This is a genomic window from Streptomyces hamibioticus (assembly GCF_047946815.1).
In the GTDB taxonomy this organism is placed as follows: Bacteria; Actinomycetota; Actinomycetes; order Streptomycetales; family Streptomycetaceae; genus Streptomyces.
Genome location: NZ_JBKKQY010000001.1, coordinates 6,926,041 through 6,949,190 on the forward strand (window position 1 = coordinate 6,926,041; position 23,150 = coordinate 6,949,190).

The window sequence follows — 23,150 nt, forward strand, 5'->3', positions numbered from 1 at the left end:
GTCTCCACTGTCCGCCCGGCCGGGCCCGGGGCGGGGGCTTCTCTGCCCGCGGCAGATTCGCCATGGGCAGAGCGGTCGCGAGCCCCGCGTGCGCAGCCGTCAGGAGTCACGCCCGGCCGCTGCGCGCCGAACGGCTCTTCTGGCCCGCCGATGAGTTTCCGGGGCCGGACCGGTCTCTGCATACGACCGCGTTCCCACCGCATCCCGTGCCCAGGAGGTACTCATGGCCACCGACGGATTCACCACCTGTCTCTGGTTCGACGACCAGGCCGAGGAGGCCGCCCACTTCTACGTCTCGGTGTTCAAGAACTCCAGCGTCGGCGGCGTCACCCGCTACCCCGAGGGGGCCATGCGCCCCGCCGGCACCGTGCTGACCGTCGACTTCACCGCCAACGGCCAGAGGTTCGTCGCGCTGAACGGCGGGCCGCAGTTCACGTTCAACGAGGCGATCTCCTTCCAGATCCCGTGCGACTCCCAGGAGGAGGTCGACCACTACTGGGCCAAGCTGCTGGAGGGCGGCGGTGAGGAAGGGCCCTGCGGCTGGCTCAAGGACCGGTACGGGGTGTCCTGGCAGGTCGTCCCGCGCCGGCTCAACGAGATGTTCGCCGACCCGGACCCGGTGAAGGCGGCGAACGTCAACAAGGCGATGATGACCATGCGCAAGCTCGACATCGCCGCCCTGGAGAAGGCCCACGCGGGGGAGTGAGGCGTCCGGGGCGTCGACAGGGGCCGGCCCTCCGGCCCCTGCGCGGCCTCGGCGAGAACCTCCCGCCCCGGGTGGGCGGGCCGGGCCCTCTTCCACCGCGCGCCCTCAGCGGCCCGCGGCTCGTTCGCCGACCACGCGCGTGATCTCCCGGACCATCCGCAGGATGCCGGGTGAGGGCACCGGGCACGGCTTGGGCGTGGACGTCGTGGGCGCCAGGCAGAAGTGCAGGTAGTCGTCGTCGCGATGCAGCGCGGTGCGGTCGCGGCCCGGCTCGGTGCAGTGGCCGGCACGGGCCCGCTCCTGGGCGGTGCACGGCAGGTGCTGCACCCAGGTGTAGCGGGCCCCGGCGGCGCTCACCGTTCTCCCGGCGTCGGCGACCAGGTCGCCGGAGGCGCGGGCCAGCCGTTCGTAGACACCGTTCACCAGCCGGACCCGCTCCGGGGTGATGGGGTCCGGGCCCTGCAGCACCCACACGATCCGCGGCCGCTGCTTCCCGCCGGCCGCCGCGATCTGCTCGGTCAGCCGCTTGGCGTCCGCCTCGTACCGCCGGAGGTACCCGGTGCGCGAGGCGTCGTAGGTGATCCCGTCCATGCACGGGGTGTAGCCCCAGGAGTTGCCCCAGAACTGCAGCACCACCACGTCCGGCCGCAGGGACCGGACCAGGGCCGCCGCCTTGTCGCCTGCCGGCACCAGGGACCGGCCGGGGACGCCCTCCAGGTAGTCGCACAGCGTGGTCCCCGAGTATGGCGCGCTGGTGTACGTCGCCCTCAACCGCTCACGCAGCTCCCGCCCGAGGGCCTTCTGGTTCTCCATGGCGAGCGAGTCGCCGAGGTAGAGCACGCGGGGCGGCTTCGCCGGGGCGGCGGAAGGGGCGGTGGTGCCCGGAGAGGCGGCGGCCCGCCGGTGGGTGGTGGCCGGCGCGTCGGGAGAGGGGGGCGGCGGCGCGGCCGGTCCGGACGCCGGATCCCCGCACGCGCCGAGCAGCACGCCGGCCAGTACCAGTCCCGAGATCCACGACTTGCGCATACGGCAACTCCCGCCCCGGCCGACGCCCATGGCAACCGAAAGGCCCCCAGGCAAGCACACCCCGGCGGCGGGTGGAAGACGCCTGCCGGACGTCCTGCCTCCTTCCACGCGCGCGGCGGCGGACGGATGACTAGCGTGAGGAACCGGACCCATCACTCATACGGAACATACGGGAGGCGTCGTCATGGCCGCACCACCTGAGGGAGCCCCTTGCTGGGCCGATGCGATGTTCGGCGACCTGGAGGGCGCCAAGCGCTTCTACGGGGAGGTCCTCGGCTGGACCTTCGGTGAGTCGTCGTCGGAGTTCGGCGACTACACGACCGCGTACGCCGACGGCAAGGCGGTCGCCGCGGTCGTCCCGCCCATGCCCGGCCAGGAGGGCCGGTCCCAGTGGTGCCTCTACTTCGCCTCCGAGGACGCCGCCGCGACCGCGGGGAGGATCCGCGACAGCGGGGGCGAGCTGCTGATGGAGCCGATGCAGGTCGGCGACTTCGGCACCATGTGTCTGGCCCGTGACCCGGGCGGGGTGCTCTTCGGCGTCTGGGAGAGCGGGACCCACCAGGGCTTCGAGGCGACGGCCGAGCCCGGCGCCTACTGCTGGGCCGAGATCTTCGCCCGCGATCCAGGGCCGACCGACGCCTTCTTCCCCGCCGTCTTCGGCTACCGGGCCAAGCGGATGGAGGACGGCGAGATCGACTTCCGGCTCTTCGACCTGGGTGAGCGCACCGTCCTGGGCCGGATGCGGATGACGGACGACATCCCGGCCGAGGTGCCGCCGTACATCAACGTCTACTTCACCGTCGCCGACTGCGACGAGGCGGTGTCCACGGCCACCGGACTCGGCGGCGTCCTGCGCTTCGGGCCGATGGACTCGCCCTTCGGCCGGTTCGCCACGCTCACCGATCCGCAGGGCGCGGACTTCTCGGTGATCGACGTCACGACCACCGAGGGCGAGATGCCGAAGATCACGGACCTGGCCTGAACCCCGCCCGGGGCCCGGTGCCGCCATGGCATGATCGAGCCCATGCGTGAACGTGTAGTGGCCGCGTGCGACGGCGCCTCGAAGGGCAATCCCGGCCCGGCCGGCTGGGCGTGGGTCGTCGCGGACGAGACCGAGACACCGGCCCGCTGGGAAGCGGGACCGCTGGGCCGGGCCACCAACAACGTCGCCGAGCTGACCGCACTGGAGCGGCTGCTGACGGCGACGGACCCGGAGGTGCCGCTGGAGGTCCGCATGGACTCCCAGTACGCCATGAAGGCCGTCACCACCTGGCTGCCCGGCTGGAAGCGCAACGGCTGGAAGACGGCGGCCGGCAAGCCGGTCGCCAACCAGGACCTCGTCGTGCGCATCGACGAGCTGCTGGCGGGCCGCTCGGTGGAGTTCCGCTACGTGCCCGCGCACCAGGTCGACGGCGACCGGCTCAACGACTTCGCGGACCGCGCCGCCAGCCAGGCGGCCACCGTCCAGGAACCCGCGGGCAGCGGTCTCGGCTCACCGGAGCCGCCGCCCGCGCCGGACGCCCCGGCGGCCCGCGGCCCGCGCCGCAAGCCGGTGGCGGCCCGCAAGGGCGGCGGCTCCGGCGCGCGGACCATCAAGGCCAAGTTCCCCGGGCGCTGCGTGTGCGGCCGCTCGTACGCGGCGGGCGAGTCCATCGCCAAGAACGACCGGGGCTGGGGCCACCCGGAGTGCCGCACGGCGGCGGCCGGGTAGCCCGGGGCGAGCCTGCCGCAGGCCCGTCACACGGCGCCGCGCCAGCCCCCGGTCTCCTGTCCGCGCTGTTCGATGAACTGCTTGAACCGCGCCAGGTCGTCCTTGGTCTGCCGCTCCACGAACCCGAGCTTGTCGCCGACCTTCTCGGTGACGCTGTCGGGCTGGAATTCCAGCTGCAGCATCACCTTGGTGTGCTCGTCGTCCAGCCGGTGGAAGGTCACCACCCCGGCCTGCCGGGCCTCGCCGTCGACCGTGGTCCACGCGACCCGCTCGTCCGGGATCTGCTCGGTGATCTGCGCGTCGAACTCCCGGCGCACGCCGCGTACGTTGGTCACCCAGTGGGTGAGCGTGTCCGTGCGCTGCTCGATGCGCTCCACCCCGCTCATGAACTCGGGGAAGGACTCGAACTGCGTCCACTGGTTGTATGCGGTGTGCAGGGGGACGTCGACCTCGATGGACTGCTCGACCTGTGACATACCGTGCGTCTCCTCCTTCGGTTGCTCCGCTCGGGGCGGCGCGGGTACCCGGGAGATGACCGGCGAATCGCCTTCCGGACCGGTCAGTCGGTGTCGAACGTGTAGTGCGCGGTGTGGTCGAGCAGCTCCGCCGGGGTCACGTCGTTCCACGGCCGCATCGGCTCGTTCAGGTCCACCACGTCCGCTGTCCCGCCGCCCGGCACGTACCCGGATCCGGGGTGGCGGCGCTGCCACTCGGCCCACAGCTTGTCGATGTAGGCGTGGTGCAGCCAGAACACCGGGTCGTTCGGGGAGACCCCCGTGGCCATCTGGCCGCCGACCCAGACGTGCACCCTGTTGTGCAGGTTGACGCCCCGCCAGCCCTCCAGATGGTTGCGGAAACCGTCCGAGGCGCTGTTCCAGGGCGCCATGTCGTACGTCGGTATGGACAGCACCGACTCGACCTCCGCCCGGGTGGGCAGCTGGACGCCGCCGGCGCCGAGCGAACGGCGCAGGAAGGTGCGCCCGTCCACGCGCACCCTGATCGGCCAGTTCCCGGCTTCCGCGGCGAACGGGCCGTCCGCCACCCGGCCGTCCCGGCTGCGCCCGGTGCCGCCGAGGAGGTCCGGCGCCCACAAGGAGGCCCGCGCCGTGCGGTCGGTGCTCCAGTCCCAGTACGGCAGTGCCACCGAGGCGTCCACCGACTGCAGGGCCCCCTCGAAGTCCAGCAGGAATCTGCGGTGCCAGGGCAGGAAGGACGGCGAGCGGTGTCCGGTCCGCTCGCCGTCGTCGGTGTCGGCGAGGATGAAGGCGTTGTGGGTGGTGACGAACTCGTCGTAGCGGCCGGTGCGTTTGAGCTCCAGGACCGCGTCGACGAAGCGTCGCTTCTCTTCGCTGGTCAGGCTCGCCTGGTTCTTGCGGACGGTCATGTGCGGGTGGCTCCCTGGGTGGTCGCGTGCGGTCGGATCAGCGGGCGGGCGCGGAGGACCGGATCAGTGGGCGGGTGCGGAGAAGGGGACGAGCCGCGCGCCCTGGAGCTCGTCGACGGCGGCCCGTGCGGCGGCGCGCGGGGTGGGCACCGGGTCGTAGTGGCTGACGACGCTGATCCAGGTGCCGTCGGCGTTGCGCATCAGGTGCAGTTCCGCCCCGTCGACGAACACGGCGTATCCGGGGCCGTGGTGGTGACCGCCGCCGGTGACGGGGCGGCCCTGTATCCGGCGGCCGCGGTAGACCTCGTCGAAGGCGGCGGGGGAGTGGTGGTGCTCCGCGGCGGCGGTGGCCGGGGTGCGGGCGGCCGTGGTCCCCGCGGCTGCGGCGACGGCGGCCGCGGCGGCGAGGGCGTGGCGGCGGCTGAGTCCGGGCATGCGGACCTCCCTGGTTCGTCGGGGTGGTGACGCCGCATGCCTACCGGCCCGGCCGGGAGTGGCGGAAATCATGGAGCGGTGGTTGGCCACGATCCGGACAATTGCCAATAACCGGTACAAGGTTGAATCAAGATGATCTTGCCCGGAGTGGGGGCCGCGGAGGCCCGGAAGGAGGAATTCCTTCTGTCCAGGCCCCTGTCGCGGGTGGTGTTTCGCGGGATGGCGCAGTTTCGGCGGCGCTTCCCGTGCCGGGAAGCTGACGTGAATCGAAAGGCCGGCCGCACGGTCGGTCACCTGTCGCACGGCTGCTACTCTGCGTCCGAAATGACCGTTATAGGTAGATATCAGAGGTGTGTGTGAAGGTCGTCTGCGTCGGCGGCGGGCCCGCCGGCCTGTATCTGTCGATCCTGCTGAAACGGCAGGACCCGTCCCACGACATCACCGTCCACGAACGCGACCCGGAGGGCTCCACCTACGGGTGGGGCGTGACGTACTGGCGCACCCTGCTCGACAAGCTCCACGCGCACGACCCCGCATCGGCGCACGCCGTCGAGAAGGCGTCCGTGCGCTGGCGCGACGGCGTCGCCCACATCCGCGGCCTGACCACCCGTCACCGCGGCGACGAGGGCTTCGGCATCGGCCGCCACCGGCTGCTCGAGATCCTCGCCGCCCGCGCCCGCGAACTCGGCGTACGGCTGGAGTACGGGCACGAGACCGGCCCCGACGACCTGCCCGCCGCCGACCTCGTGGTCGCGGCCGACGGCGTGGGCAGCGCACTGCGCACCCGCCACGCCGGCCACTTCGGCACCGTCTCGCGGGCCGGCCGCAACCCCTACCTCTGGCTCGGCACCACCAAGGTCTTCGACTCCTTCACCTTCGCCTTCGTCGAGACCGCCCACGGCTGGATCTGGGCCTACGGCTACGGCTACGGCCCCGGGCGCAGCACCTGCGTGGTCGAGTGCGAGCCCCGAACCTGGACCGGCCTCGGCCTGGACCGGGCGGGCGAGACCGAGGCACTGGCCCTGCTGGAGAAGCTGTTCGCCGACGTCCTGGACGGCCACCCGCTCACCGGCCGGCCCTCGGCCGGCGGCGGCGCCCCCTGGCAGAGCTTCCGCACCCTCACCAACCGCACCTGGTCCCGCGGCAACCTCGTGCTGCTCGGCGACGCCGCCCACACCACGCACTACTCCATCGGCGCCGGCACCACGCTCGCCCTGGAGGACGCGATGGCCCTGGCCGCCGCCCTCGGCACGCACGCCCGGCTGCCGGACGCCCTCGCCCGCTACGAACGCGAGCGCAAGACGGCCCTGCTGCCCGCGCAGAGCGCGGCCCGGCACAGCGCCCAGTGGTACGAGAACCTGACCCGCTACGTCGACCTGCCTCCGGAGCGGATGTTCGCCCTGCTCGGCCAGCGCCACTCGCCGCTGCTGCCGTACGTGCCGCCGCAGCTGTACTACCGGATCGACCGGGCCGCCGGGCGACTGGAGCCGCTGCGCCGGCTCAAGCGCTGGCTGGGGCCGCGGGTGGCGCGGACCGTGCACGCACGGCGGATGACAGACTGACGCCCATGGAAGAGCGCACATTCGAAAGGTCCGGTCAGCACGCGTCCGTGGTCGGTCTGGGCACCTGGCAGCTGGGTGCCGACTGGGGAGACGTCGACGACAAGGAGGCCCTAGCGGTCCTGGAGGCGGCCGCCGAGGCCGGGGTGACCTTCTTCGACACCGCCGACGTCTACGGTGACGGACGCAGCGAGGAGACCATCGCGACGTTCCTGCGCAGCCGGCCCGATCTGCATGTGCTGGTCGCCACCAAGATGGGCCGCCGGGTCGAGCAGATCCCGCAGAACTACGTCCTGGACAACTTCCGCGCCTGGAACGACCGCTCCCGGCGCAATCTCGGCGTCGACGTCCTGGACCTGGTCCAGCTGCACTGCCCGCCCACCCCCGTCTACTCCGCGGACGAGGTCTTCGACGCGCTCGACACCCTCGTCGAGGAGGAGCGGATCGCCGCCTACGGCGTCAGCGTCGAGACCTGCGCGGAGGCGCTGACCGCGATCGCCCGGCCGAACGTGGCCAGCGTGCAGATCATCCTCAACCCGTTCCGGATGAAGCCGCTGCGCGAGGTGCTCCCGGCGGCCCGCGAGGCGGGGGTCGGCATCATCGCCCGGGTGCCGCTCGCCTCGGGCCTGCTGTCCGGCAAGTACACCGAGGACACCGTCTTCGCCGCCAACGACCACCGCACCTTCAACCGGCACGGAGAGGCCTTCGACCAGGGCGAGACCTTCTCCGGCGTCGACTACGCCACCGGCGTGGCGGCCGCCGCCGAGTTCGCCGCCCTCGCTCCCGACGGCTGCACCCCCGCCCAGCTGGCCCTGCGCTGGATCGTCCAGCAGCCCGGCGTGACCACCGTGATCCCCGGCGCCCGCTCGCCGGAGCAGGCCCGCGCCAACGCGGACGCCGCCCGGCTGCCGGAGCTGCCCGAGCAGACCCTCGCCGCCGTCCGCGAGCTCTACGACCGGCGGATCAAGGACCAGGTCGAGGGCCGCTGGTAGGCGGCCGCCCGGCAGGTGAGCGGCCGCTCACGGCACCAGGAGCAGCTCCCGCTCCTGCTCCTGGTCGCCGGAGGCCGCGCCCTCGTCACGGGTGCTGAAGGCCTTCGCGAGTGTCTCGCTCGCCGCCGTCACGGCCTGCGGGGTGCCCTGCACGGTGACCGTCAGCGGGGCGGACAGCCGCTCGCCGCGCGCCTCGGTGGAGGCCACCGGCTCCGGGGTGAGCGGAGAGGTGAAGACGGCCGTGCGGACCGTCGCCCGCTCGTCGGACGGGACGTCCCGCGGCGCCCCGAACACCCCCTCCAGTACGCGGACCACCGCCCGCGCATCGTCGATGCCGCCACCGCTGAACGTCACAGTGAGCTGCGTGTCGGGCATTCTGCGCGACCTCCTCGGGCTCGGGTCCGGTCGCGGCCCGTGTAACCGTGAGCCGGTCCCCCAAACCGTCCGCCCCGCCGCACGGCAAGCGCTGGAACAGGAGCGCGACACGGCGTCTGACTCCGGGGAACCCGGGAAGAGGACAGTGCACATCCCGGTGAGGAGGAGAACAGTGGCGGACACGGGCGCGGCAGCCGAGGGGACGACGAGGCGCCGGGGGCGCAACGAGAGCGAGGAGGAGCGAGCCGACCGGATGTGGACCGAGCTGATCCAGGAGGTCCGCGTCGCACAGATGGGTGTGCAGATCCTGTTCGCCTTCCTGCTGACCGTCGTGTTCCAGCCCAAGTACGAGGAGCTGTCGGACGCCAATCAGACGATCTACCTGGTGACGGTCGTCCTCGGGGCGTGCGCGACCGGCGCGCTGATCGCCCCGGTCTCCCTGCACCGCCTCGTCTCCGGCCGGCGCATCAAACCGCGGGCGGTGCGCCTGGCGTCCCGGCTGACGCTGCTGGGCCTGGCGCTGCTGCTGGCCACGACGACCGCCTCGCTGCTGCTGATCCTGCGCGTGGCCACCGATGACGGCTTCGTCCCGTGGATCGTCGCGGGCGTGGTCGCGTGGTACCTGCTGTGCTGGCTGGCGATCCCGGTGTGGACCCGGTACCGCCACACCGCGGACTGACGGCGGCGCCCACCCGGGGGCGCGTCAGTGTCCCGTGAGGATCTCCGCCAGGGCCTCGTCGACGTGCACCCGCTCCTGCCCCGGCCGGACGACGGCGTGGGTCTCGCGCAGGAAGGCCGCGATCGCCGGCGCCCACGCGTAGACCACCGCGTGGTGGCGGCCCCCGTCCGGGCGGGGGTCGCCCAGGAGTTCCAGCCGCAGCTCGTCCCACATGCCCCGGGACACCGGACGCAGCCGCACGTCACCCACGCCGACCGGGCGCAGCAGTCCCTCGCCGACCATCTCCCGGTCCAGCGTCCAGCGCGCGAGCACGCGGCCGTCGGCACTGAACACCACGGTGACCGCGAACGGGTCGGCGGCGTCGTACCCCAGGTGGGCGAGAACGGGAAAGCGCTCCGTGTCACCGGCCTGAAGCTGTACGACCAGGGTCTTGTGCACGAAGGAGTTCACGGCGGGGCCTCCGGGAGAACGGGCGTGAAGCATCGGGAGCGGACGTAGAGCCTCCTAGTACCCCGTCGGCCCGTGAGATGCCCCATCGTTCGGGTGAATCGCGCGGAGCCAGGTCGTCAGGACCCGCCCAGTGCCTCGCGCAGCGCGGGCAGCAGCGTCTTCTCGGACCAGTCCAGGAACGCCGGCTGCGAGTCCCCGCCGATCTGGACCAGGGCGATCTCCGTGAACCCCGCCTCGGCGTACGGGCGCACCGCCTCGACGAAGGCGTCCGGGTCGTCGCCGCACGGGATGGACCCGGCGACGTCGTCGGGCGTGACGAACTGGGTCGCCGCCTCGAAGGAGTCCGGGTGCGGCAGCTCGGAGTTGACCTTCCAGCCGTTGCCGAACCAGCGGAACTGGGCGTGCGCGCGTTTGATCGCCGTGTCCCGGTCGGGGTCGTAGCACACAGGCAGCTGGCCCACGCGCGGCTTGCCCTGCCCGCCGTGCCGGTCGAAGGCCTCCAGCAGGCCCGGCTTGGGCTCCGTGGCGATCACCAGGTCGCCGAGCTCGCCGGCGAGCCTGCCGGACCGCTCCCCGGAAACGGCGATCCCGATCGGCGGCGGACTGTCCGGCACGTCCCACAGGCGGGCCGACTCCACGTCGAAGTGCTCGCCGCGATGGTTCACGTGCCCGCCCGCGAACAGGGACCGGATGATCTCGACGGCCTCGCGGAGCATCTCGTGCCGCACGTCGACGGACGGCCAGCCGCCGCCGACCACGTGCTCGTTGAGGTTCTCGCCGGACCCGAGCCCCAGCCGGAAGCGGCCCTCGGACAGCAACTGCATCGTCGCCGCCTTCTGCGCCACCACCGCCGGGTGGTAGCGGAACGTCGGACACGTCACGTACGTCATCATCGGGATGCGCGAGGTGGCCTGGGCCGCCGCTCCCAGCACGCTCCACGCGTACGGCGAGTGGCCCTGCGCGCGCAGCCACGGGAAGTAGTGGTCCGAGGTCACCGAGAAGTCGAACCCGACCTCCTCGGCCCGTACCAGATGGGCGACGAGATCGCGGGGACCGGCCTGCTCGGTCATCATCGTGTATCCGATTTGCACCATAAACGCCGAGTCCCCGGCGCGGGGCACCGAAAACGGCCCGTCACCCGGTCAGCCCGACCGCTCCCGGAACGTCCCCAGGAACGTGTCGAGCGCCAGCCCGTTCGCGGGGTCCTGCCAGTCGGCGGCCGGGGTGGTCCAGCGCAGGGAGAAGCTCCGGCCGCCGCCGAGCAGAAAGCCGCGGCCGAAGGTGCGGACCCGGGAGCCGCCGTCCTCGGCGAGCCACTCCATGTCGGCGGCCTCGCGCCCGCGGTAGGTCGTCGCGCGGATCGCGCCGACCCGCTCGTAGCCGCCGGACCGCTTCAGCCTGGGCTCGACGTCGTCGCGCCAGACGGCCACCGGGTCCGCGCCCGCGCGTTCGCTGTAGGTCACCGCCAGCGTCCGCGGATCGCCGGACGCACCGAAGACCACGCGGTACGCCACCCCGGGCACGCGCTTGGTGTCCAGCCGCCGCCAGTCCTCGGGCAGGGCGACGGAGAAGCCCTCCGGCGCCCGGTAGGTGCGGAACCCGGCCGGCGGGGCGGTGGCCGGCGGGGCGGTGGCCGACGGGGAGGGGGGCCTCGGCGGCGCCGTGTCCGGGGCCGGGACGACGGGCTCGGGAGGCCCCTCCGGCGGTGCGACGGGGGCCGAGGGGCGCGGCCGGCTGCCGGTCGCGGGCTCGCCGGTGCCGGGCGGCCCGTACGTGGCGGCCAGCACGGCGACCGTGACGGTGACGACGGCCAGGGTCGTCCCGGCGATCATCGTCCGCCTGCTCCACCGGTGTCCGGCGTGCCAGGCGGCGGAGCGGGCGCCGCGCGGACGCGGGACCGGCCGGACGGCGGCGTCGGCCTCCTCGCTCAGCACCCGGACGAGGGCCTCGCGGATCACCGGGCGGGTCAGCCGCTCGCGGGAGTCCTTGCGGAGCAGCCCCTGCACCGCCTGGGTGAGCGGCCCGGCGCGCAGCGGTGCCCGCATCGGCAGCCGGTCCACGCCCTTGAGGGTGTCCTCGGGCCGGCCCCGGTCCCGGAAGGGCGGACGCCCCTCGACCATCGTGTAGAGGATCGCGCCCAGTGCCCACAGGTCGGCCGCCGGGCCGATCCGCGCGTCGCGGGCCTGCTCCGGGGAGGCGTACGACGGTGCGGTCAGGCGCGGTGCGAGGGTGGCGCCGGCCAGGCCGAAGCCCGTGACCACGACGGGGCCCTCCTCACGTACGAACACCTGGCCGGGGCTCAGCTCCCCGTGGGTGATGCCCTGACCGTGCGCGGCCTCCAGCACGTCCAGCAGCCCGAGGCCGATGCGCGCGGCCCGCATGCAGGTGAAGGTGCCCGGCCCCGCCAGGAGTTCGCTCAGCGGCACCCCGCCGGGCCACTCGGTCACCGTCCACAGCGAGCCGTTCTCCACCACGGCGTCCACCACCGCGGCGACCCGCCCGGAGCACAGCAGCCGCATCGTCTCGCAGGTGCGGACGATCCGGCCGGTGGCCCGGCGCGCGGCCTCGCCGGCCGGGCCGTCGGGCAGCCGCACCTCGGTGACCAGACACGGGCGGTCAGCCTCGACGTCCTCCCCGGACCAGCAGACGCGGTTCGTCTCGCTGTGGACGATCTGGAGGAGGCGGTACCTACCGGCGACCCATTTACGTGTGGAGACGTGCGCCCTGCCCATGGCCATCCCTCGTTCGCGCCCCTGGCTCTCAGCTTGACCAGAGGTACGGTGAGCGGGCCCCGGTGCGTTCAAAAGGCACCGCAACTCCGGCTGTTTTTCCGCCCTTTCTTCAAATAGGCGAGCAGGTGGGTGAGCAGGTGTGCGAAGAAATGCGGCCGGCCCGGCGGCACCCCGCCTCACCTCGGCAAGCAGTTCCCCACGTACGCCCGGGAATTCCGCCGCCCGGCGCCCGCGGACCGGAATTCGCGCCCGACCAGGCAGTAACCCGCGGTAAGCAAAACCGTGTGCGGGTAAACGGAACTCAGCGCAGCCCGAACCGGGCGGCCCAGCCCGCAAGGTCCGCCGGGCTCGCGTTGCCCCCGCACACCACCAGAGCGAGCCGCGCCCCCTCGCCCACCCGGTCGACCACGCGCCGGGCGGCGGGCAGCAGGCACCCGGCGGCCGGCTCGGTCCACAGCTTGGCGTGGTCGGCGAACTCCAGCGACCCCTGCACGGCCTCCCGGTCCGGCACCACCAGCACCTCGGTGACGAGCGCCGACACATGCTCGTACGTCAGCCGCGACACCGACGGGGCGCTGAGCGTCGTCACCAGCGACGACAGCGGCACCGGCACCGGACCGCCCGCCGCCAGCGCCCGCGACATGGCCTCGGCGCCCGAGGTCTCCACCCCCCAGATCCGGACGTCCGGACGACGCGCCCGCAGCGCCGCCGCGACCCCGGAGACCAGCCCGCCGCCCCCGATGCTGACCAGCACGTCGGTGAGTTCCCCGGCGTCCTCGGCCAACTCCAGTCCCACGGTGCCCTGGCCGGCGACGAGCACGGGATCGTCGAAGGGGTGGACCGGGGTCAGGCCCTCCTCGCCCAGTCGCACCGCGAGCGCGAAGGCTCCGTCCATGTCGTCGGTCAGCCGCACCGACGCCCCGGCGTGCTCGGCGGTCTCCACCGACCGGGCGGGTGCCGAGCGCGGCATCACCACCGTCGCCTTCACATCGAGGGCGGCGGCCATCACCGCCAGGGCGATGCCGTGGTTGCCGCCGCTGACCGCCACCACACCGGCGGCGCGCTCGGCCTCGCTCAGCGACAGCAGCTTGGCCGCCGCGCCGCGCGCCTTGAACGAACCGGTGCGCTGCAACGACTCCAGCTTCGTCTCGACCGGCACGCCCAGCAGGGCGGACAGGCCGGGGCTCGGCACGGTCGGGGTGCGCACGACGAGCCCGGCGATCCGCTCGGCCGCGGTGGTGATCTCCGTGATACCGATCATTTCCGTCCCTCCCGGCGCGCTCAGTGCTGCTGGGACTTCTGCGGCGTCGCCTCGCTCGGCCGTACGACGACGTACCCCTGGCCCTGGAGCACCAGCTGGACCGCCTCCCCGGAACCGCCGCGCAGCATCGACCCGATGGACTGCGAACGGTGCAGCGTGGTCTGCAGCCCGGCGGTCCAGCCGACGACCGCGTCCGTGTCGACGTACACCGGGTACTGCGGGGAGACCGGGATGACCAGCGGCTCGCCGTCGCAGACCAGCCCCAGCCTGCCCTGTCCCGTGAAGACGCTGTTGAACAGGCCGCCGCCGCTGATGCCGGCGCCCTTCACGGTCGCGATGCGGTAGGACAGGGACGCGTCGAAGCACAGGACGTTGCGGCCGTTGACGGTGAACTCGTCGCCCGGGCCGACCTCGACGACGAAGCAGTTCTGCGCCTCGTGCGCGAACCAGGCCTCGCCCTGTCCGCGCACCGCCATCAGCGGCAGGCCCTCCCCGGTGACCGCGCGCTTGAGCATGCCGCCCACGCCCTGGCCCTTGCGCTCGAACTGGAGGTTGCCACGATAGGCGACCATGGCGCCCTGCCGGGCGAGCATCTCGCCGTCGACCGCGTACCGGATGCACTTGGAGTTCTCCACGGTCATGCCCGGCGCCTGCGCCGGCTGGACCATGTGCTCGCTGGAAAAGAGGTCACCCTTCATACGCGCATCCTGTCCCGGAAGGCCCCCGTCCGCCAAGATCGCCTCGGAGCCGGGAGATTCCGGTGTCAACCGCCGAACACCTGCGTCCAGTACGTGCCCGCCCGGCCGCCGCCCGCGAGGCCGACGCCGATGTGGGTGAAGTCGCGTCCGAGGATGTTGGCCCGGTGGCCGGGGCTGTTCATCCAGCCCTCCACCACATCGGCGGGGGAGCGCTGCCCGCAGGCGATGTTCTCGCCGATCGTGCGCCGCGTGGCACCGGCGGCCGCCGCCCGGTCCCGGGGAGCGCTGCCGTCGGGTGAGGTGTGGGAGTAGAAGTCCCGAGCCACCATGTCCGCGCTGTGCGCCTGCGCGGCCGCGGTCAGCCGGGGGTCGGCGGCCAGTGGCGGCAGACCCGCCCCGGCCCGCTCGCGGTTGGTGAGGTCCACGACCTCCGCCGCCGTGCGGGCCAGCCCGTCCGGGGTCAGCGGCGCGGCCCACAGCGCGGTCCAGTGGACGTCGCCCGTCCGGCCGTCGGCGGCACGGGCCACACCGGTGTGGCGGAACGCCGGGTCGTGCAGGGTGCGCCGGGTCCGGTCGGTGTCCAGGCAGTACGCGACGAACTCCGCCGGCGTGCGCGGGCCGGAGACCAGGTGCTCGCCGACGGTGAGGAACCGGTAACCGGCACCCAGGACGCGCTGGTAGACCGAGACCCCGTCCCTGGTCTGCACGGCCGGCCCGCCCGCCGCGGCCATGGCGGTGGCATGGGCGCGGGCCGCCGAGGTCAGCCGGGCGTCGAGGGAGACCGCCGGGGAACCGGCCGAGGCACGGGCGGCGTTGACGGCATCGAGGAATCCGCCGGCCTCGGCGGTGGGCGCGGCGGCGGGCGGGTCGTCGACGACGTCCACGCCGAAGTCGCGGGCGAGGCCGGCCAGCCCGTCGGCGTAGCCCTGGCCCAGGGCGCGCAGTTTCCAGCGGTCGCCGCGCCGGTAGATCTCCGCGAGCAGCAGCACGGTCACCTGTCCGGCCGGCGGCGGCGCGAACCGGGCGAGCACGCGGCCGCGCGCGTCCGTCACCTGCAGCGTGGGCGGGGGCAGCCGGTGCAGCGGGGTGCCGGGCTCGGCGGGGCTGACGGCCACGGTGACGCGGGTGGCGCCCGGGCGCAGCTTCGCCGGGTCCACGGTGAGCGTCCCGTCCCGCAGCCGGGCACCGGGCGCCTCCGGCTGGTTGTAGAAGACGAAGTCGCCGTCGCCGTCCACCGTCCCGCCGTCGTCCGTGACCAGCGCCGAGACGTCGAAGGCGCCGGTCACCCGCACACCCACGGGGCCGTCCGGCAGGGGGAGGTTTCCCCCGGGGACCAACTCGTACATCGTGCCCGCCCTGTCTGCTGGTTCGCGCTCCGATGGGGTGCCCAGGAGGACGTACGCCGCGGCGCCTCGGTTCCCGGGACGCCCCGGGCCCGGCGGCGCACCGGGCAGGGCGGAAGGGGGGAGCGGACCGCGCGGGAACGGTCCGCAGGGCCCGCCCGCCGGCGCCGGGCACGGCCGGACCGGCCGGTCAGCGCCGGACCACCGGGCCGGCACGGTTTCGGCGGGTCGGCCGGTCAGCCGGGGGCGCGGCAGGTCGGCACGGTTTCGCTGGCCGGCCGGTCAGCCCGGGACCGGCCACTCCGGTGCCACCAGGCCCTTGCGGCAGGCGATGGCCACCGCCTCCGTACGGCTCGTCGCGCCGAGTTTGGCGAGGATGTTGGAGACGTGCACGCTCGCCGTCTTGGCGCTGATGAACAGCTCCTCGCCGATCTGGCGGTTGCTGCGCCCGCGGGCCAGCAGCCGCAGCACGTCCCGCTCCCGGGCGGTCAGCGACACCGGCCGTTCCCCGGCGGACCCCGCGTCCGCCGGGCCGCCGCGGCGGACGAGGGCGTCCAGCCGCTCGCGCAGCGGCGTGGCGCCGAGCCGCTCGGCCGTCCGCCGGACGTCCGCGGCCTGCGCGGCCGCCTCCTCGCGGCGGCCCGCCGCCAGCAGCGCCTCCACCAGCCGCAACCGGCACCGGGCCCGTTCGTAGGTGTCGCCGTAGGCGAACGCGGCGACCGCCTTCTCCCATGCCGCCGGGTCCGGTCCGGACACGGCCCGGGACCACTCCGCCTCCGCCCGGGCCAGCCACGCCTGCCCCTCGGGTCCCTGCGGGACACCGTCCTCGCCGCGCGCGGCGGAGGCACGGGCCCGCTCCACCAGCTCCGCGGCGGTGTCGGCGCAGCGCCGCGCTCCCTCCGCGTCGCCGGTCTGCCGCAGCTCGGCGGCCGTGTCGGCGACCGCGGACAGCGCGAGGGCGGTGAGCCGCACCGTGGCGTCGGGCGGGGTGCCCATCTCGTCCGTCAGCGCCTCGATGGTGGTGCGCATCCGCTCCACCGCCTCCTCCGCGTCACCGCGCAGCGCGGCGGCGTCGGTCAGCACGATGCCCGCGACGAGTGTGCCCACCCAGTCGAACGGCCCCCGCAGCAGCGCACGCGCCTGCTCGACGGCCCCGGAGTCGCCGCGCGCCAGTGCCACGTACAGCAGCGGGCCGGCCACCGCGGACGGGTGGGGTCCGGCCTGCTCCGCCGCACCGCCGAGACCCTCGTCCCACTGGCCCAGCGTGTACCGCGCCAGCCGCTGGAGGTAGCGCATCTCCTGCGGATAGGGCGAGGAGAGCAGCCCGGAGTCGCGGGCCCGGTCGAGTCCCTCCGCCACCCAGGACAGGCACTGCTGAAGGTCACCGGACTCCAGGCAGCCGATCGCGAGGTTGAACAGCGCGCGCGTCTCCACCGGCGTGTTGCCCGACCGCCGGGCCAGCTCGCGGGCCTGGCGCAGGCGTTCGCGGCCCGGTTCGCCGCGCCGGCCGCCGCCCTCGAGGCCCGCCAGGGAGATCAGGAGGTCGGCGCGGGCGTCGGTGACGCCCAGTTCCTCGGCCACGCGCAGGGCCCGGTGGGCCACCCGCAGCGCCGTCCCCGTCTCGCCGACCTGGCGGGCGGCCATCACGTGCGTGGCCGCGGCCCACACCCAGGTCGGCGACGGCGGCTCGGCCGGGATCAGGGCCAGCGCCTCGCTGCTGTGGCTGAACGCGGAGCGGCGGCTGTCGACGTTGAGCAGGTTTCCGGCGAGGGTGTACCGGACCCGGGCGGCCAGCTCCAGATCCGCGTCCTGGCCGAGGCCGTCCAGCGCGGACCGGGTGAGGGAGACCGCCCGGTGCAGTTCCCCGGCGTGCGCCGCGGCGGCGGAGGCACGCAGGGTCAGCGTCACCGGGTCCGGGTCCGCGGGCCGGGCGGACGCCTCCACCACCGGCCACAGGTCGAGGGCCGCTTCCAGGTGGCGCAGCTCCTCGGCGGGCGCGCCGACGCGCTGGGCGTGGTCCGCGGCCTCCAGCGAGGCGGTCAGCGCCCGGGCCGGGTCATGGCTCTCCCGGTAGTGGTGGGCGCGTTCGGCGGCGTTCTCCGGACGGCGGTCCCGCCCGTCCAGCAGCCGGGCGAACCCGCCGTGCAGCCGGGCCCGTTCACCGGGGAGCAGGTCGGCGTAGACGGCCTCCCTGGCCAGGGCGTGCCGGAAGGCGTACGTCTCGCCGTCGCCGGGCACCAGCAGTTGCCGCCCCACGGCCTCGCGCAGCGCCGCCTCCAGCTCCTCCTCGGGCAGTCCGACGGCGTCCCGGAGCAGGTCGTGCCCGACCCGGCGCCCGGCGACCGCCGCCGTACGCAGCACCTGCTGGGCGGTGTCGGTCAGTTGCTCGAAGCGGATGAGGAGTACGTCGGCCAGACCGCTCGGCACCCCGCCGGCCCCGGCGTCCGTGGCCGCGACCAGTTCCTCGGCGTAGAAGGCGTTGCCCTCCGCCCGCTCGACGATGCGGCGGACCGTGGTGTCCGGCAGCGGCTTCCCGCGCAGCCCCCGCACCAGGCGCGCCACCTCGGCGTCGGCCAGGGGCCGCAGCTCCAGCCGCTCGACGCCGGGCAGCCGCACCAGCTCGGCCAGCAGCGGACGCAAGGGGTGACGGCGGTGCAGGTCGTCGGCGCGGTACGAGGCGAACACGGACAGCCGGTGGGCGGGGGCGTCGCCCACCGGCCGGTGCAGCACGCCCCGGCTGAGCAGGAACCGCAGCAGATCCCGGGAGGACTGGTCGGCCCAGTGCAGGTCCTCCAGGACCAGCAGCAGCGGCGCGACGTCCGCCAGGTCGGCCAGCAGCGCGGCCACGCCCTCGAAGAGCCGCAGCCGGCTGTCCACGTCCCGCGCGGCGTCCGTCCCGCCGCCCAGCAGCCGGTCCACCACCGGATGCGCGGCGAACGCGGAGGCGAACCGCCCGTCCGCCGCGAGCCCGCCGAGGACCTCGGTGAACGGCAGGTACGGCAGACCCACGTCACCGAGGTCCACGCAGTGCCCGGTGAGCACGGTCGTCCCCGCCGCGGCGGCCCGGGCCGCGACCTCCCCGAGCATCCGGGTCTTGCCGACACCGGCGTCCCCGGCGATCAGGACGGCTCGCGGCACGTCGGCGCCGGTGCGTTCGAGTACGCCGGTGAGACGCACGAGTTCGTCCTCGCGCCCGACGAGTGGCGTGTCGAATGGGGTCTGTGGCACATGGCCATCCTGGCACGCGGCGAAACCGCGCCACCGGCGAGGCGGAGACGGTTTCCGCCGGCTCCGCCCTGCGGCGCCGCGGCGGAGAGCCGGCGATCAGCCGCTCACCCCTGCGGAGTCACGGTCTCCCCGCGGGGAACACTGGGGGCGACGGACCGACCGCGACATTGAGGAGCCCGCATGACCCGCCCGATCACGGCAGGCGTGGACGGATCTGAGGAGAGCCTGGCCGCCCTGGCCTGGGCGGCCGGAGAGGCCGTCCGGCGCGGCACGGCGCTGCGCGTGGTGCACGCCTGGCGGTTCCAGGAACTGGAGGCGGCCGGGGTGACCGACCGGGAAGCCCAGGAGCGGTGGATCCGGGACGCGGTGACCCAGGAGGTCCGGACCGTCGTCGAGCGGCACGGCGACGTGGAGATGACCGTCGACGTCGTGGAGGGCCACGCCGTCGAGACGCTGGTCGCCGCCGCGGCCGACGCCGAGACGCTGGTGCTCGGCTCGCGCGGGCACGGCCGGCTCGTCGGCTTCCTGGTCGGTTCCGTGGGCCAGCGGGTGATCGGCGAGAGCCCGCGGCCCGTGGTGCTGGTCCGGGCCGGGGGCCGGGCCGCCGACGAGGCGGCCGGCCGCGAGATCGTGGTGGGCCAGCAGGGTGAGCCGGAGGACAGCGCCGACGTGCTGCGTTTCGCCTTCGAGGCCGCCGCCCTCCGCGGCGCCACCGTGCGCGCCGTACGGGCCTGGACGCTGCCGCCGGTGTACGCCTACAGCCCGGCCTCGCTGAAGCTCCTGGACGAGGCCGGGGGACCGGAGCCGTACGAGCGGAAGGCGCTGGCCGCGGCGCTGCGGCCGTGGCGGGAACGCTTCCCCGACGTGCCGGTCGTCGAGCACGTGGAGATGGGCAGCGCCGGGCAGGTGCTGCTGTCGGTGTCCGGCGGCGCCCGGCTGCTGGTGGTCGGCCGCCGGGCGACCCGTTCGGCGGTGGGCGGCCGGATCGGCTCGGTCGCCCACGGCGCGGTGCACCACGCCGACTGCCCGGTGGCGGTGGTGCCGCACACGTGACTCACTCGGCGGTCGGCTGCAGCGTCTCCCGGGCCCTGGGCAGGATGTTCTCGATGTAGTCGCGCACCGCCGTGTCCAGACCGATGTCGTGCTGCGCCCGCTCGGACAGGTACCAGCGGTGCTCCAGCAGTTCGTGGTAGATCTCCGCCGGGTCCATCGTGCCGCGCAGCTCGGGCGGCACCGCCCGCACGGTCGGTCGGAACACTTCCCGCACCCAGCGGTGGGCGAGCACCTCGGGGCGGGCACCGAGGGGATCGCCGGGGTCGTGGTCGTCCTGGGTGGCCATCCAGGACTCCAGGTCGTTGAGCAGCCGCCGGGCCTGGTTCTCCTCGGCGTCCAGGCCTGTCAGGCGCAGCAGTTGCCGCTGGTGGTGGCCGGCGTCGACGACCTTGGGCACGAAGGTGACCGTGTCGCCGTTGGAGGCGTGCTCGATCTGCATCTCGGCCACGTCGAAGCCGAGGTCGTTGAGCCGGCGTATCCGGCGCTCTATGTAGTGGTACTTGCCCGCCGGATAGACGGAGGTGCGGGTCAGCTCCTGCCACAGGCCCCGGTAGCGGGCGCAGATCTCGGTGCCGAACTCCACCGGGTCCACCGACGGGTGGAGGGCCCCGGACGCTTCCAGGTCGAGCAGCTCGCCGCTGATGTTCACGCGCGCGAGGTCCAGGTCGTAGCCGCGCTGTCCGTCGCTCAGCCGCGGGTGCAGCTCACCGGTTTCGGCGTCCACCAGGTACGCGGCATAGGCGCCCGCGTCGCGCCGGAAGAGCGTGTTGGACAGCGAGCAGTCGCCCCAGGCGAACCCGGACAGGTGCAGCCGGACCAGCAGCACGGCCAGGGCGTCCATCAGGCGGTGCATGGTCGCCGGGCGCAGGGTCGTCTCGAACATCGACCGGTACGGCATCGAGCCGCCCAGGTGCCGGGTGATCAGCACCGGCTCCAGCGGCTCGCCCGCGGCGTCGGTGCGGCCGGTGACGACGGCGAGCGCGTCCACGGCGGGGATGCCGAGCCGGTCCAGGTCGCGCAGCAGCTGGTACTCCCGCAGCGCGGGCCGCTCGGCCAGCTCCTTGACGGCGATCACCTCCGCGCCGGCGCGTGCGTAGCGGACGACGTGGCGGGAGATGCCGCGGGGCAGCGGCACGAGGTACTCCTCGGGCCACTCCGCCAGCGGCAGCTGCCACGGCAGTTCGAGCAGGAGCGCGGGGTGCTCCGGGTTGGTGGCACTGATCTGCAAGGCCATGGCCCGACTCTAGAGCGCCCGCTCCCGGGCCAGCCGGGCGGCGTCCTTCACCGGGCCGCGGTGCACCGGGCCGTGTCCGGGCAGCAGCACGTCGGCGTCCAGTCCGGCGAGGACGTCCAGCGAGGCGATTGCGCGGGCGCGGTCGCGGTGGAACATGCCGGGCAGCAGCTGCGGCCCCTCGGCGCGCGAGGTGGCGTGGCCGCTGACCAGGGCGTCGCCCGAGACCACCACCCCGGCCTCCGGCAGGTGGTAGGCGCAGTGGCCGTCGGTGTGGCCGGGGGTGTGCACCGGAACGGGGCGTCCGGGCAGGTCCAGGGCCCCGGCCCGCGGGAACGGCAGCGGGGAGGCGACCGGCAGCCGGGCCGTGCCGCCGGAGCGGACCACGTGCACCGCCCAGGGCAGCACCCCCGGCCGCCAGCCGTTGCGCAGCACCGTCGCCACGGTGACCTGGTGCAGGAAGTCCCGGCGCGCGTGCGGTACTTCGGCCTCGTGGAGGTAGACCGGGGCGCCGTGGGCGGAGCGCAGGTACTCGGCGGACCCGAGATGGTCGTTGTGGGCGTGGGTGATCAGCACCGCCGTCACCGCCCCCGGTGAACTCCCCACCGCGGCGAGGGACTCCAGCAGCCCCTGCCGGTCGCCCGGGTAGCCGGTGTCGATCAGGGTCACCGCGTCGCCGTCGGTGAGGATCACCCAGTTCGTGTCGCCGCCGTGCACCAGATAGGTGCCGTCGGCGACCTGCCGTACGGTGGCCCGCATCGGTCTCCCCGCGTCCGGAGGTGGCTGCCGGGGACAGCCAACCAGATCCCGGCGCCCGTCGCGGCCCCGGCTCAGCGCACGCCGTGCGGGCGGAACTGCACGCTGATGCGCGGACCCGCCGCTCGGGTCGTCTTGCACGCAGTGCTCCCAGGTGCGCTGGCAGGAGCCGCCCATGACGATCAGATCGCCGTGCCCCAGCGGCCGGCGCACCGTGCCACCGCCGCCACGCACCGGGCGCAGCAGCAGGTCCCGGGGCGCGCCCACCGAGACGATGGCGACCATGGTGTCCTCCCGCGCGCCCCGACCGGTCCGGTCACCGTGCCAGGCGACGCTGTCGCGGCCGTCGCGGTACAGGCACAGGCCCGCGGTGGCGAACGGCTCACCCAGCTCGGTGGCGTAGCGCGCCGACAGCGCGTCGCGCGCCTCGGCCAGCACCGGGTGGGGCAGCGTGTCGCCCGCGCCGTAGAAGGCGAGCAGCCGGGGCACGGCCACCTCGTGGTCGTACATCGTGCGCCGCTCGGCACGCCACGGGACCTCGGCTGCCAGCCGTTCGAACAGCGCGTCGGAGCCGCTCAGCCAGCCGGGGAGCACGTCGATCCAGGCGCCGGAACCCAGGTCGGTGCGGCGCAGCCCGTCGAGGGGGCCGAGCCGCACCTCGTCGGTCTGGTCGAACAGCGAGCCCTGGAGGTGCCTGGTGATGAGGCCAGCGTACCCCTTATTCGAAAGTGTGTTCCAAGCAGAGAAAGTCGGCACCGGCCCCTGTGGATACAGCCGTGTATCGGATACATTCGCGTATCGAACGCGGGACGGCAGCCTCGCACGGCGACCGGGAACGGCGACCGGGAACGGAGGGCGGGGCATGGTGGGGCAGAGCACGGCCGGGCGCGTGACCAGGCGCCGCGCCCGTACGCGCGCCGATCTCCTCCGGGCGGCGTTCACCGTGTTCGCGGCCAAGGGGTTCGGCCACGTGTCGATCGAGGAGGTCTGCGAGGCCGCCGGCTACAGCAGGGGGGCCTTCTACTCGAACTTCTCCAGCCTCGACGAGCTGTTCTTCGCCCTCTACCGCGAGCGCGCCGATCTGATCGCCGACCAGGTGTCCGGCGCCCTCGCCGCGGACGGGCCGGACCTCGACGTGCCGGCCGCCGTGGACCGCGTCACCGAGGTCCTGCTGCTCGACCGCGACTGGCTGCTGGTCAAGACGGACTTCCTGGTGCACGCCGCCCGCGACCCCGCCGTGGCCCGGACCCTGCTGGAGCACCGGGCCCGGCTCCGGCGGGCGATCGCCGACCGGCTCGCCCGGGCCCGCGGGCACACCACGCTGCCCGCCGTGCTCGGTGACGCCGACGGCGCGGCCCACGCCGTGGTCGCCGCCTACGACGGCGTCACCGTCCAGCTGCTGCTGGACCGGGACGTCGAGCGTGCCCGCGCCTGGCTGGCACGACTGCTCACCGCGCTGCTCACCGACGGCGGCGGCACCACCGGGTGAACGTCCGCCGACCAGGGACGTACAGGAAACGGACAGGAAGGG

The 23,150-nt window shown here is 74.1% G+C and carries 22 protein-coding genes and 1 pseudogene; 8 read left to right on the forward strand and 15 right to left on the reverse strand.

Going from position 1 to position 23,150, the window contains the following annotated elements:
- The first annotated feature begins 223 nt into the window (after positions 1 to 223).
- Positions 224 to 706, forward strand: a complete 483-nt coding sequence (locus ACLGIH_RS31590) for a VOC family protein (RefSeq protein WP_416528699.1) — start codon at positions 224 to 226, stop codon at positions 704 to 706.
- A gap of 105 nt (positions 707 to 811) precedes the next feature.
- Here the strand turns inward: ACLGIH_RS31590 and ACLGIH_RS31595 are convergent, their stop codons facing one another.
- Positions 812 to 1,732, reverse strand: a complete 921-nt coding sequence (locus ACLGIH_RS31595) for an SGNH/GDSL hydrolase family protein (protein WP_416528700.1) — start codon at positions 1,730 to 1,732, stop codon at positions 812 to 814.
- Between the two features lie 184 nt (positions 1,733 to 1,916).
- Here ACLGIH_RS31595 and ACLGIH_RS31600 point away from each other — a divergent pair, with 184 nt between their 5' ends.
- Both ACLGIH_RS31600 and ACLGIH_RS31605 read left to right on the forward strand, forming a co-directional pair.
- Entirely contained in the window at positions 1,917 to 2,714 is a 798-nt protein-coding gene (locus ACLGIH_RS31600) for a VOC family protein (RefSeq protein WP_416528701.1), read from the forward strand.
- A gap of 30 nt (positions 2,715 to 2,744) precedes the next feature.
- The gene (locus ACLGIH_RS31605) at positions 2,745 to 3,443 is read left to right on the forward strand and encodes a ribonuclease H family protein (protein WP_416528702.1); all 699 of its coding nucleotides are present in this window, start codon (positions 2,745 to 2,747) and stop codon (positions 3,441 to 3,443) included.
- 26 nt (positions 3,444 to 3,469) lie between these two features.
- Here ACLGIH_RS31605 and ACLGIH_RS31610 read toward each other — a convergent pair whose 3' ends face one another.
- The 3 genes from ACLGIH_RS31610 to melC1 all read right to left on the reverse strand — a co-directional run bounded on the left by ACLGIH_RS31610 (position 3,470) and on the right by melC1 (position 5,262).
- Positions 3,470 to 3,919, reverse strand: coding sequence for an SRPBCC family protein (locus tag ACLGIH_RS31610; protein ID WP_416528703.1), 450 nt, complete (start codon positions 3,917 to 3,919; stop codon positions 3,470 to 3,472).
- A gap of 83 nt (positions 3,920 to 4,002) precedes the next feature.
- A complete protein-coding gene (gene melC2 / locus ACLGIH_RS31615; RefSeq protein WP_416528704.1) occupies positions 4,003 to 4,827 on the reverse strand; it encodes a tyrosinase MelC2 in 825 nt (274 codons plus the stop codon).
- 63 nt (positions 4,828 to 4,890) lie between these two features.
- Positions 4,891 to 5,262: an apotyrosinase chaperone MelC1 gene (melC1, locus tag ACLGIH_RS31620; protein ID WP_416528705.1), complete on the reverse strand. Its 372-nt coding sequence runs from the start codon at positions 5,260 to 5,262 to the stop codon at positions 4,891 to 4,893.
- A 350-nt stretch (positions 5,263 to 5,612) separates the two neighbouring features.
- Here melC1 and ACLGIH_RS31625 point away from each other — a divergent pair, with 350 nt between their 5' ends.
- Positions 5,613 to 6,824: an FAD-dependent monooxygenase gene (locus ACLGIH_RS31625; protein ID WP_416528706.1), complete on the forward strand. Its 1,212-nt coding sequence runs from the start codon at positions 5,613 to 5,615 to the stop codon at positions 6,822 to 6,824.
- A gap of 5 nt (positions 6,825 to 6,829) precedes the next feature.
- A complete protein-coding gene (locus ACLGIH_RS31630; RefSeq protein ID WP_416528707.1) occupies positions 6,830 to 7,813 on the forward strand; it encodes an aldo/keto reductase in 984 nt (327 codons plus the stop codon).
- Positions 7,814 to 7,840: 27 nt separating this feature from the next.
- On the opposite strand, the gene ACLGIH_RS31635 is transcribed toward ACLGIH_RS31630, so the two are convergent.
- Positions 7,841 to 8,188 (reverse strand): hypothetical protein, encoded by a 348-nt coding sequence (locus ACLGIH_RS31635; protein ID WP_416528708.1) that lies wholly within the window; start codon positions 8,186 to 8,188, stop codon positions 7,841 to 7,843.
- Between the two features lie 172 nt (positions 8,189 to 8,360).
- On the opposite strand from ACLGIH_RS31635, the gene ACLGIH_RS31640 reads away from it, so the two are divergent.
- Complete coding sequence (locus ACLGIH_RS31640) at positions 8,361 to 8,867, forward strand: DUF6328 family protein (RefSeq protein ID WP_416528709.1); 507 nt, start codon at positions 8,361 to 8,363, stop codon at positions 8,865 to 8,867.
- 24 nt (positions 8,868 to 8,891) lie between these two features.
- On the opposite strand, the gene ACLGIH_RS31645 is transcribed toward ACLGIH_RS31640, so the two are convergent.
- The 7 genes from ACLGIH_RS31645 to ACLGIH_RS31675 all read right to left on the reverse strand — a co-directional run bounded on the left by ACLGIH_RS31645 (position 8,892) and on the right by ACLGIH_RS31675 (position 18,579).
- Positions 8,892 to 9,317 carry an SsgA family sporulation/cell division regulator gene (locus ACLGIH_RS31645; RefSeq protein WP_416528710.1) on the reverse strand — a complete coding sequence of 142 codons (426 nt, stop codon included), beginning with the start codon at positions 9,315 to 9,317 and terminating at the stop codon, positions 8,892 to 8,894.
- Positions 9,318 to 9,433: 116 nt separating this feature from the next.
- On the reverse strand, positions 9,434 to 10,411 hold the full coding sequence (locus tag ACLGIH_RS31650; RefSeq protein WP_416528711.1) for an LLM class F420-dependent oxidoreductase: 978 nt from the start codon (positions 10,409 to 10,411) through the stop codon (positions 9,434 to 9,436).
- A gap of 48 nt (positions 10,412 to 10,459) precedes the next feature.
- A complete protein-coding gene (locus tag ACLGIH_RS31655) occupies positions 10,460 to 12,055 on the reverse strand; it encodes a serine/threonine protein kinase (RefSeq protein ID WP_416528712.1) in 1,596 nt (531 codons plus the stop codon).
- A 295-nt stretch (positions 12,056 to 12,350) separates the two neighbouring features.
- Positions 12,351 to 13,310 carry a threonine/serine dehydratase family protein gene (locus ACLGIH_RS31660; RefSeq protein WP_416528713.1) on the reverse strand — a complete coding sequence of 320 codons (960 nt, stop codon included), beginning with the start codon at positions 13,308 to 13,310 and terminating at the stop codon, positions 12,351 to 12,353.
- Between the two features lie 20 nt (positions 13,311 to 13,330).
- Positions 13,331 to 14,008, reverse strand: a complete 678-nt coding sequence (locus ACLGIH_RS31665; protein WP_416528714.1) for an AIM24 family protein — start codon at positions 14,006 to 14,008, stop codon at positions 13,331 to 13,333.
- Between the two features lie 65 nt (positions 14,009 to 14,073).
- Positions 14,074 to 15,354 carry a CAP domain-containing protein gene (locus ACLGIH_RS31670; protein WP_416528715.1) on the reverse strand — a complete coding sequence of 427 codons (1,281 nt, stop codon included), beginning with the start codon at positions 15,352 to 15,354 and terminating at the stop codon, positions 14,074 to 14,076.
- Positions 15,355 to 15,633: 279 nt separating this feature from the next.
- Positions 15,634 to 18,579 (reverse strand): ATP-binding protein, encoded by a 2,946-nt coding sequence (locus ACLGIH_RS31675; protein WP_416528716.1) that lies wholly within the window; start codon positions 18,577 to 18,579, stop codon positions 15,634 to 15,636.
- A 180-nt stretch (positions 18,580 to 18,759) separates the two neighbouring features.
- On the opposite strand from ACLGIH_RS31675, the gene ACLGIH_RS31680 reads away from it, so the two are divergent.
- Positions 18,760 to 19,632 (forward strand): universal stress protein, encoded by an 873-nt coding sequence (locus tag ACLGIH_RS31680; RefSeq protein WP_416528717.1) that lies wholly within the window; start codon positions 18,760 to 18,762, stop codon positions 19,630 to 19,632.
- Between the two features lies 1 nt (position 19,633).
- On the opposite strand, the gene ACLGIH_RS31685 is transcribed toward ACLGIH_RS31680, so the two are convergent.
- From ACLGIH_RS31685 to ACLGIH_RS31695, 3 genes and pseudogenes are all read right to left on the reverse strand, one after another.
- Complete coding sequence (locus ACLGIH_RS31685; protein WP_416528718.1) at positions 19,634 to 20,866, reverse strand: DUF4032 domain-containing protein; 1,233 nt, start codon at positions 20,864 to 20,866, stop codon at positions 19,634 to 19,636.
- Between the two features lie 9 nt (positions 20,867 to 20,875).
- The gene (locus ACLGIH_RS31690; protein ID WP_416528719.1) at positions 20,876 to 21,622 is read right to left on the reverse strand and encodes an MBL fold metallo-hydrolase; all 747 of its coding nucleotides are present in this window, start codon (positions 21,620 to 21,622) and stop codon (positions 20,876 to 20,878) included.
- Positions 21,623 to 21,693: 71 nt separating this feature from the next.
- Positions 21,694 to 22,321, reverse strand: a pseudogene (locus ACLGIH_RS31695) (alpha-ketoglutarate-dependent dioxygenase AlkB).
- A 160-nt stretch (positions 22,322 to 22,481) separates the two neighbouring features.
- Between ACLGIH_RS31695 and ACLGIH_RS31700 the strand changes: the two are divergent.
- Entirely contained in the window at positions 22,482 to 23,108 is a 627-nt protein-coding gene (locus tag ACLGIH_RS31700; RefSeq protein ID WP_416528720.1) for a TetR/AcrR family transcriptional regulator, read from the forward strand.
- Positions 23,109 to 23,150 lie beyond the last annotated feature (42 nt).

Bases quoted from the DNA above. Each gene is read 5' to 3' on its own strand.
- ACLGIH_RS31590 (WP_416528699.1), top strand. From the start codon at position 224: ATGGCCACCGACGGATTCACCACCTGTCTCTGGTTCGACGACCAGGCC.
- ACLGIH_RS31595 (WP_416528700.1), bottom strand. From the start codon at position 1,732: ATGCGCAAGTCGTGGATCTCGGGACTGGTACTGGCCGGCGTGCTGCTC.
- ACLGIH_RS31600 (WP_416528701.1), top strand. From the start codon at position 1,917: ATGGCCGCACCACCTGAGGGAGCCCCTTGCTGGGCCGATGCGATGTTC.
- ACLGIH_RS31605 (WP_416528702.1), top strand. From the start codon at position 2,745: ATGATCGAGCCCATGCGTGAACGTGTAGTGGCCGCGTGCGACGGCGCC.
- ACLGIH_RS31610 (WP_416528703.1), bottom strand. From the start codon at position 3,919: ATGTCACAGGTCGAGCAGTCCATCGAGGTCGACGTCCCCCTGCACACC.
- melC2 (WP_416528704.1), bottom strand. From the start codon at position 4,827: ATGACCGTCCGCAAGAACCAGGCGAGCCTGACCAGCGAAGAGAAGCGA.
- melC1 (WP_416528705.1), bottom strand. From the start codon at position 5,262: ATGCCCGGACTCAGCCGCCGCCACGCCCTCGCCGCCGCGGCCGCCGTC.
- ACLGIH_RS31630 (WP_416528707.1), top strand. From the start codon at position 6,830: ATGGAAGAGCGCACATTCGAAAGGTCCGGTCAGCACGCGTCCGTGGTC.
- ACLGIH_RS31635 (WP_416528708.1), bottom strand. From the start codon at position 8,188: ATGCCCGACACGCAGCTCACTGTGACGTTCAGCGGTGGCGGCATCGAC.
- ACLGIH_RS31650 (WP_416528711.1), bottom strand. From the start codon at position 10,411: ATGGTGCAAATCGGATACACGATGATGACCGAGCAGGCCGGTCCCCGC.
- ACLGIH_RS31655 (WP_416528712.1), bottom strand. From the start codon at position 12,055: ATGGCCATGGGCAGGGCGCACGTCTCCACACGTAAATGGGTCGCCGGT.
- ACLGIH_RS31660 (WP_416528713.1), bottom strand. From the start codon at position 13,310: ATGATCGGTATCACGGAGATCACCACCGCGGCCGAGCGGATCGCCGGG.
- ACLGIH_RS31665 (WP_416528714.1), bottom strand. From the start codon at position 14,008: ATGAAGGGTGACCTCTTTTCCAGCGAGCACATGGTCCAGCCGGCGCAG.
- ACLGIH_RS31670 (WP_416528715.1), bottom strand. From the start codon at position 15,354: ATGTACGAGTTGGTCCCCGGGGGAAACCTCCCCCTGCCGGACGGCCCC.
- ACLGIH_RS31680 (WP_416528717.1), top strand. From the start codon at position 18,760: ATGACCCGCCCGATCACGGCAGGCGTGGACGGATCTGAGGAGAGCCTG.
- ACLGIH_RS31685 (WP_416528718.1), bottom strand. From the start codon at position 20,866: ATGGCCTTGCAGATCAGTGCCACCAACCCGGAGCACCCCGCGCTCCTG.
- ACLGIH_RS31690 (WP_416528719.1), bottom strand. From the start codon at position 21,622: ATGCGGGCCACCGTACGGCAGGTCGCCGACGGCACCTATCTGGTGCAC.
- ACLGIH_RS31700 (WP_416528720.1), top strand. From the start codon at position 22,482: ATGGTGGGGCAGAGCACGGCCGGGCGCGTGACCAGGCGCCGCGCCCGT.